Below are 7,493 nucleotides of genomic sequence, written 5' to 3'. Positions count from 1 at the left end.
GTGGGGGTGGGGGCGGGGCCTTGGCGTGGGGCGGGGCCTTCGCCGTGGGGCGGGGCCTTCGCCGTGGGGCGGGGCCTTCGCCGTGGGGCGGGGCCTTCGCCGTGGGGCGGGGCCTTCGCCGTGGGGCGGGGCCTTCGCCGTGGGGCGGGGCCTTCGCCGTGGGGGCTGCCCGGGCCTTTCAGCGTGGCAAGCTGCCCGGCTGCCGGGGCGCAAGATCGTCCAAGCCTGCGAGGGCGCAAGATCGTGCTCGATCCTGGTTGTAGGGGCCTCCGAGGCGCCACGGCACCACTAGAACCTGGTTCGAGCACGATCTTGCAGCTAGGAAGCCGAGCTGGGCCGGCCGAGCCGAGCCGAGCTGGGCCGGCCGGGCCGAGCCGAGCCGGGCCGGGCCGGGCCGGGCCGAGCGGGGCCGGGCCGAGCTGGGCCGGCCGAGCCGGGGCGAGCCGAGCCGGGCTGGGCCGAGCTGGGCCGGCCGAGCCGGGCCGACCTGGGCCGACCTGGGCCGGGGCCCGGACAGGCTGCGCGTGCCTCGGCCTTTCGAGCCGGATCGGTCGGGGACCATCGTGGTGGGTTTGGCGACGGGCTCGGGGATCCGGTTGACTGGTCGGGTGCTGAGAGTGGGGTTGACCGGCGGGATCGGGTCGGGAAAGAGCGCGGTGGCCGCGCGGCTGGTCGAGCGGGGCGCGGTGCTCATCGACGCCGACCAGGTGGCCCGGGAGGTCGTGGCGCCGGGCACGGAGGGGCTGGCCGAGATCGTTGCCGCCTTCTCCGACGCGGTGCTGGACGACGGTGGTGCGCTGGACCGTGTCGCACTGGGCGCGGTGGTGTTCGCCGATGAGCAGGCCCGCCGTCGGCTGGAGTCGATCACCCACCCTCGGGTTCGGGCGCGTACCGCGGAGCTGGCCGCCGCGGCGGCACCCGACGCGATCGTCGTCAACGACGTACCGCTGCTGGTCGAGGTGGGTCTCGCGCCCACGTACCACCTGGTGGTCGTGGTGCAGACGGCCGTGACGACCCGGCTGGAGCGGCTGGCGCGTGGCCGGGGGATGGATCGCGCGGAGGCCGAGCGGCGGATCGCCGCCCAGGCCGACGACGCCCGCCGACGGGCCGCCGCGGACGTGGTGCTGACCAACGACGGCAGCCTGGCGGATCTGCACGACGCGGTCGACACGCTCTGGCGGCAGCGGCTGCTGCCCTACGAGAACAATCTGCGCGAGCGGCGGGTGGTCCTGCCGGGTCGGGCCGACCTGGCCGGGACCGACGCGAGCTGGCCGGAGCAGTACGAGCGGCTGTCCGCCCGGATCCGGCACGCGCTCGGCTCCGACGCGCTGCGGATCGACCACATCGGCTCCACCGCGTTGCCCGGCCTCGCTGCCCAGGACGTCATCGACGTGCAGGTGGCCGTGCCGAGCCTTGCCGCCGCCGACGGTGCGCTGGTCGACCGGCTGGCGAACGCCGGGTTCCCACGGGTTCCGGGGCACTGGTGGGACGACCCGCGCCCGGCCGGCAGCGGTCGGTGGGAGAAGAGGTTGCACGGCAGCGCGGACCCGGCCCGCCCGGTTCGCCTGCACGTGCGGATGGCCGGATCGCCGGGTTGGCGGTACGCGCTGCTGATGCGCGACCACCTGCGGGCCGACCCGGATCAGCGGGCCGCGTACCTGCTGCTCAAGCGGGACCTGGTCGACGCGGCACCGGATGCCGGCGATTCGGGCACGGCCCGCGACCCGTGGTTCGACGAGGAGTATCTGCGGGCTGAGCAGTGGGCCGAGCAGACCGGCTGGCGACCCTGAGTCAGCGGGGCCGAGGCGCCGCGGGCCGAGGTTTGGCTGCCGGGCGGGGCACCGGGTTGAGTCGGGGCACCACGGCGGGCTGGAGGTCCAGTTGGGCCCACGCGTTGGCGTCGGTGTGCAGCTCCAGCCGGCGTAGCGACCCGTCGCGGTCGATCCAGTAGCGCAGCCGCGCGCCGGCCGGGCCCACCTCGACGACGTCCACGGTCCGTCCGGCGGTGACGTCCTCGCGTACCCGGACGGCTGTTCCTGATGGCCCGACCGACCCGGCGGCCACCGCGGCGTCGACCAGCATGGTCAGGTCGTCGCCGCCGGACCGTTGGGCCCGCCAGGGCCCGGCCGGGGGCGGCAGCGGTGGCCGGCCGGGCACCTCGGCGGTGCCGCCACCAGCGGCGTCCGCCGGCAGGTCGGCCCGGGTCAGACCCGCGGTGTCGCGCCGCAGCAGGGTCCGGCGGTCCGGGACGCCCAGGTCGGCGACCGCGAGGTACGCGCTACGCGTGGTCCAGCTCACCCAGCCGGTGCCCCGCAGGTTCGTGTCCGTGCCCACGGGCGCGGTCAGCGTCATCGTCGCACCGCGCTGGGCACGCAGCCGGGCCGGCAAGCGGTCCAGTCGACGCCGCTCGGCGTCGGTCAGCGTGCGGGGCAGGCCGGGCCGGCCGCCGAGCGCGTCCACGGGACGCAGTGTCGGCCGGTCCGCCCGGTTGAGGATCATCGTGACCGGGCCGACGCCGGGCAGCCGGGTCACCAGTTTGTGCAGTCGGGCGTCCTGGTCGAGCCAGAACCGGGTCTGCCCGTCCGGGTCGGTGCTCGCCGAGCCGGCGCCCGGCGTGGGTGCCCCGGTGCTGCCGGGTGCGGGGGTGCGCTGTGGCGGCCCGGCCGGCAGCGACGCCTGGAGGACGTCCACCGGGCCGGCCGCCACGGTGTCCCGGGCGATCCACCGCGCGCCGCTGCCGGGCACCGCCTGGGTCTGGTCCGGGCGGTCGGTGGCGAGGCCGAGGAGCAGGTCGAGCACGGGCCCCAGGGGTGTCCCGGGTGCCAGGCGGTGCAGCCGCCAACGGTCCGCCGGGGGCAGCAGGGGCGGTGCGGCGGGGGTGGGCACGGCCGCCGGGTCGGGCCGGATGACCAGGATCGGGCCGACCCGCTGCACCAGCCCGCGTTCGGTGCTCGCGCCCGGCCCGCCCACGTCGAGGTAGAGCAGTGACCGCGACCAGTCCACCCAGCCCACCAGCTCGATCCGGGCGGCGTCGGCGCCGGCGGTGATGCGGACTCCGGCGCGCAGATCCCGGAGGTTGGTGACCCGCGCGGCGGCCAGCCGCTCGCCCTCCGCGAGGGTCAGCGGTCGGGTCGGCTCGGGTGGGTCGGGCGCCCAGCTCAGCAACCCGAGCACCAGCGCCGTCGCGGACGTCGCGGCGGTCAGGGCGAGCACCAGCAGCAGGGTACGTCTGCGACGGCTGGCCGGGGCCGGGCCGGTGGTATCCGCCGCCGTGCCGGCAGGGGGTTCGGCAGCTGCCTCGCGGCGGGTCGTCGTCGTCCCGGGACGTCGACCGGTGGCGGTTCGGCTCTCCGTGGGCCCGTGGCCGGTGGTGGTCTGGTTCTTCTCGGGCCCGCGCCCCGGGGCGGTCCGGTGAGCGGCGGGCGGCCCGGTATCGACCGGGCGGGCCTTTCCAGGCCGACTGGCCCCGGCTGCGGCGTCGGTGCCACGGCTGGTGCTGCCTCGGCGTGGGGAGTCGGTCTTGCGGTGCCCGGCGGTTGGCTCTGGGGCGTCGGCGTCGCGTGGGGTGGTGGCCCGGCGAGCGGTGGTGGCCTTGCGGTTGGTGGCTGGACCTGCGGTGTCGGTGTCGCCGTCGGTGGTGGCTCGCCGTGGGGCGTCGGTCGTGCGGCCGGTGGTGGTTCGGCGGGCGTCGGTGGGCCGGCCGGTGGTGGATCCGGCTCCGGTGTCCGTGCTTCGGGTGATCTCCGGTGCGGTGCCGGGGCCGGTGCGGTGCCGTCCGCTGCCTGGCCGCCCGACCCTGGGGGTGCTGGGCCGTCCGGCGGCGGTGACGTCCGGCCGGGGCGTGCCGAGGGGAGTGGTGTCGGGTGCCGGGGTCGGAGAGGTGTCCACGGAGATGAAACGGCCGGGGAGGCGTCAGGGTGACGAGCAGGGGCGCTCGCGGCGGCCGGTCTGCGCCTCGAGCGCGACCACACGGGTGCGCACGCCGGACAAGCCGGGTGCTGCGACCGCAGTGCCGGGGGCGGCCGGCCGTGATGTGACGGCCTGGCCACCGGCCCGGTCGGCCGCCGCGAGCGGCCTACATGAAGAGGGTAGTCCCGGTGACATGGGCCACACAATGGGAATATTGAAGCTGATCACGTACCTGGCGTGACGGCCGTTCCTGTCGGACCTCCGGCGTACCGTTGATGGTATGGCGCTCGACATTCCCCGGCTCGACAGCCGCTTCCAGGTCGTCAGTGAGTTTCAGCCGGCCGGCGACCAGCCGGCGGCCATCGACGAGCTTGCCCGTCGGGTTCGGCGCGGCGACCGCAACACCGTGCTGCTCGGCGCGACCGGCACCGGCAAGAGTGCCACCACGGCGTGGCTCATCGAGCGGCTGCAGCGCCCGACCCTGGTGCTCGCCCCGAACAAGACGCTCTGCGCGCAGCTGGCCAAGGAGTTCAGCGAGCTGCTGCCGCACAACGCGGTCGAATACTTCGTCTCGTACTACGACTACTACCAGCCTGAGGCCTACATCCCGCAGACCGACACCTACATCGAGAAGGACTCCTCGATCAACGAGGAGGTGGAGCGTCTGCGGCACTCGGCGACGATGTCGCTGCTCACCCGCCGAGACGTGATCGTGGTGGCGACCGTCTCGGCGATCTACGGCCTGGGCACCCCGGAGGAATACCTCAACCGGGCGGTCCGGGTGCAGACCGGGCAGGAGCTCGACCGCGACCAGTTGCTGCGGCGGCTGGTCGACATCCAGTACACCCGCAACGACATGGCCTTCCAGCGGGGCACCTTCCGGGTCCGCGGTGACACGCTCGAGATCATCCCGGCGTACGAGGAGCTGGCGATCCGGATCGAGCTGTTCGGTGACGAGGTGGAGAAGCTCTACTACCTCAACCCGTTGACCGGTGACGTGGTCCGCGAGGTCGACCAGTTGGTGATCTTCCCGGCCACCCACTACGCGGCCGGTCCGGAGCGGATGGAGCGGGCGATCCGTGACATCGAGGTGGAGCTGGCCGAGCGCCTCGCCGAGCTGGAGCGGCAGGGCAAGCTGCTGGAGGCGCAGCGGCTGCGGATGCGCACCACCTACGACATCGAGATGATGCGGCAGGTGGGCTTCTGCTCCGGCATCGAGAACTACTCGATGCACATGGACGGGCGGCTGCCCGGCAGCCCGCCGCACGCCCTGCTCGACTACTTCCCCGACGACTTCCTCACGGTGGTCGACGAGTCGCACGTGACCATCCCGCAGATCGGCGGCATGTACGAGGGTGACGCGTCCCGCAAGCGGATGCTCATCGACCACGGCTTCCGGCTGCCCAGCGCGGCCGACAACCGGCCGCTGCGCTTCGACGAGTTCCTGGAGCGGGTCGGCCAGATGGTCTACCTGTCCGCGACCCCGGGCACCTGGGAGATGGAGCAGGCCCAGGGCGAGTTCGTCGAGCAGGTCATCCGGCCCACCGGTCTGGTCGACCCGCAGGTCGTGATCAAGCCGACCAAGGGCCAGATCGACGACCTGATGCACGAGATCAAGCTGCGGACCGACCGTGACGAGCGGGTGCTGGTCACCACGCTGACCAAGAAGATGGCCGAGGACCTGTCCGACTACCTCCTGGAGAACGGCATCCGGGTGCGCTACCTGCACTCGGAGGTCGACACGTTGCGCCGGGTGGAGCTGCTGCGTGAGCTGCGCAAGGGCGACTACGACGTGCTGGTCGGCATCAACCTCCTCCGCGAGGGCCTGGACCTTCCCGAGGTGTCGCTGGTGGCGATCCTGGACGCCGACAAGGAGGGCTTCCTGCGCAGCGGCCGGTCGCTGATCCAGACCATCGGCCGGGCCGCCCGTAACGTGTCCGGTCAGGTGCACATGTACGCCGACAAGATCACCCCGTCGATGGCGGCGGCGATCGACGAGACCGACCGGCGTCGGGCCAAGCAGATCGCACACAACGAGGCGCACGGGATCAGCCCGGAGCCGTTGCGTAAGAAGATCCACGACATTCTGGACGACATCTACCGCGAGGCGGAGGACACCGAGAACTCCCGCGTCGGGGGCGCGGTGCGTCAGCTGTCCCGGGGCAAGGCGCCGGTCAAGGAGACCCGCAGCCGGAGCCGGTCCGCCACCACCACCCCGTCGCGGGAGGGGATGGCCCGCGCCGACCTGGCCCAGCTCATCCAGGAGCTCAGCGACCAGATGCTGGCCGCCGCCCGCGAGTTGCAGTTCGAGCTGGCGGCCCGGATCCGCGACGAGGTCTCCGACCTGAAGAAGGAGCTGCGCGGCATGGACGCCGCCGGCGTGAAGTGATCCCCGTCCGGCCGGCCACCATCAGCGCTCCCCGTGGGCGCGGCCGGCCGGGTCGCGCGGAGGGCGGTCGGGGCCGACCCGGATGCGCGGGACCGCGCTGGGCGGGGCTCCGGGCCGGCAACAACGGCTCGGCACCCCGCCTGACCTGCGGTGACGGCGGATCTGGTCCGGCCTGACCAGCGGACGGCATCCGTCACTCTGATTGCGGTGCGCGAGCGAGCTATTGCACTGGGTGATCGTCCTGCGTACTCTCCCTCGGTGGGGAGGCCGGGATGCCGCTGCCAACGAGTCCTGTCATTCGACGTGCACGTCTCGGCGCAGAGTTGCGCCAGTTACGCCGGCGCGAGGCGCTGACCCTGGAGCAGGTCTGCGACCGGCTGGGCTGGGCCTCGACGTCGAAGTTGTCCCGCATCGAGCTGGGTCAGAGCCGCCCTGACCTCGCCGACGTGCTCGATCTGCTGGACATCTACAAGGTGCCCTCGCCCGCCCGGGAGGCGCTGATCGTGATCGCCCGGGACGCGGCGACCAGCCGCGGCTGGTGGAAGACGCTGGGCGACATGAGCGAGCGGCAGCGCACCTACGCCGAGTTGGAGGCAGGTGCCGCCGACATCGTCGAATACCAGCCGGCGGTCGTGCCGGGGTTGCTCCAGACGCCCGCGTACGCCCGGGTGCTGGTCGCCGCCGGCGCCCAGCTCACGCCGGAGGTCGACGTGGAGGCCGAGGTGCGCGCCCGGGCGCTGCGGCAGGAGGTGTTGCGGCGGGCCTATCCGCCGCGCTACACGGCGGTGCTCGCCGAGGCCGTCTGCGACCCGGGCGACCTGCCGGACGAGGTCTGGCGTGAACAGTTGCGGCATCTCGTCGCCGTGACCGGGTTGTCCCATGTCACGGTGCGGCTGCTGCCCCGCGGGGCGGCAGGTGGTGGGCTGCACCCGCTCACCCCGTACTCCTGCTATGCCTTTCCCGACCCGGCGGACCCGCGGACGGTGATGCTGGAGGCGTTGACCACCGACGTGCGGTTGGCCACCCTGCTCGACGTCGACCGCTACCAGCGGATGACCGAGGCGTTGCTGGCGGCCGCGCTGTCACCGGAGGAGACAATCACCGTGCTGGCCCGCCGCGTGGGCGAGTAGGAGCCGCGCCGCGCGGCCACCGGGCCCGGCGCCCCCGAGCCCGTCGGGATCGGCGGCCGGCGCGT

Annotated in this window: 4 protein-coding genes; 3 read left to right on the top strand and 1 reads right to left on the bottom strand. The window is 73.7% G+C overall.

Going from position 1 to position 7,493, the window contains the following annotated elements; translation table 11 throughout:
- Positions 1–608: 608 nt before the first annotated feature.
- Positions 609–1,790 (top strand): dephospho-CoA kinase, encoded by a 1,182-nt coding sequence (gene coaE / locus LADH09A_RS01100; RefSeq protein ID WP_238642853.1) that lies wholly within the window; start codon positions 609–611, stop codon positions 1,788–1,790.
- 1 nt (position 1,791) lies between these two features.
- Here the strand turns inward: coaE and LADH09A_RS01095 are convergent, their stop codons facing one another.
- Positions 1,792–3,888, bottom strand: coding sequence for a hypothetical protein (locus LADH09A_RS01095; RefSeq protein ID WP_238642852.1), 2,097 nt, complete (start codon positions 3,886–3,888; stop codon positions 1,792–1,794).
- Positions 3,889–4,189: 301 nt separating this feature from the next.
- Here LADH09A_RS01095 and uvrB point away from each other — a divergent pair, with 301 nt between their 5' ends.
- Together uvrB and LADH09A_RS01085 are read left to right on the top strand one after the other, a co-directional pair.
- Positions 4,190–6,298: an excinuclease ABC subunit UvrB gene (uvrB, locus tag LADH09A_RS01090; RefSeq protein ID WP_238642851.1), complete on the top strand. Its 2,109-nt coding sequence runs from the start codon at positions 4,190–4,192 to the stop codon at positions 6,296–6,298.
- A gap of 272 nt (positions 6,299–6,570) precedes the next feature.
- Complete coding sequence (locus LADH09A_RS01085; protein WP_238642850.1) at positions 6,571–7,428, top strand: helix-turn-helix domain-containing protein; 858 nt, start codon at positions 6,571–6,573, stop codon at positions 7,426–7,428.
- Positions 7,429–7,493: the final 65 nt, after the last annotated feature.

The organism is Micromonospora cabrerizensis, assembly GCF_022230955.1.
Taxonomy (GTDB): domain Bacteria; phylum Actinomycetota; class Actinomycetes; order Mycobacteriales; family Micromonosporaceae; genus Micromonospora; species Micromonospora cabrerizensis.
This window is presented reverse-complemented; position numbering and strand designations above follow the sequence as displayed.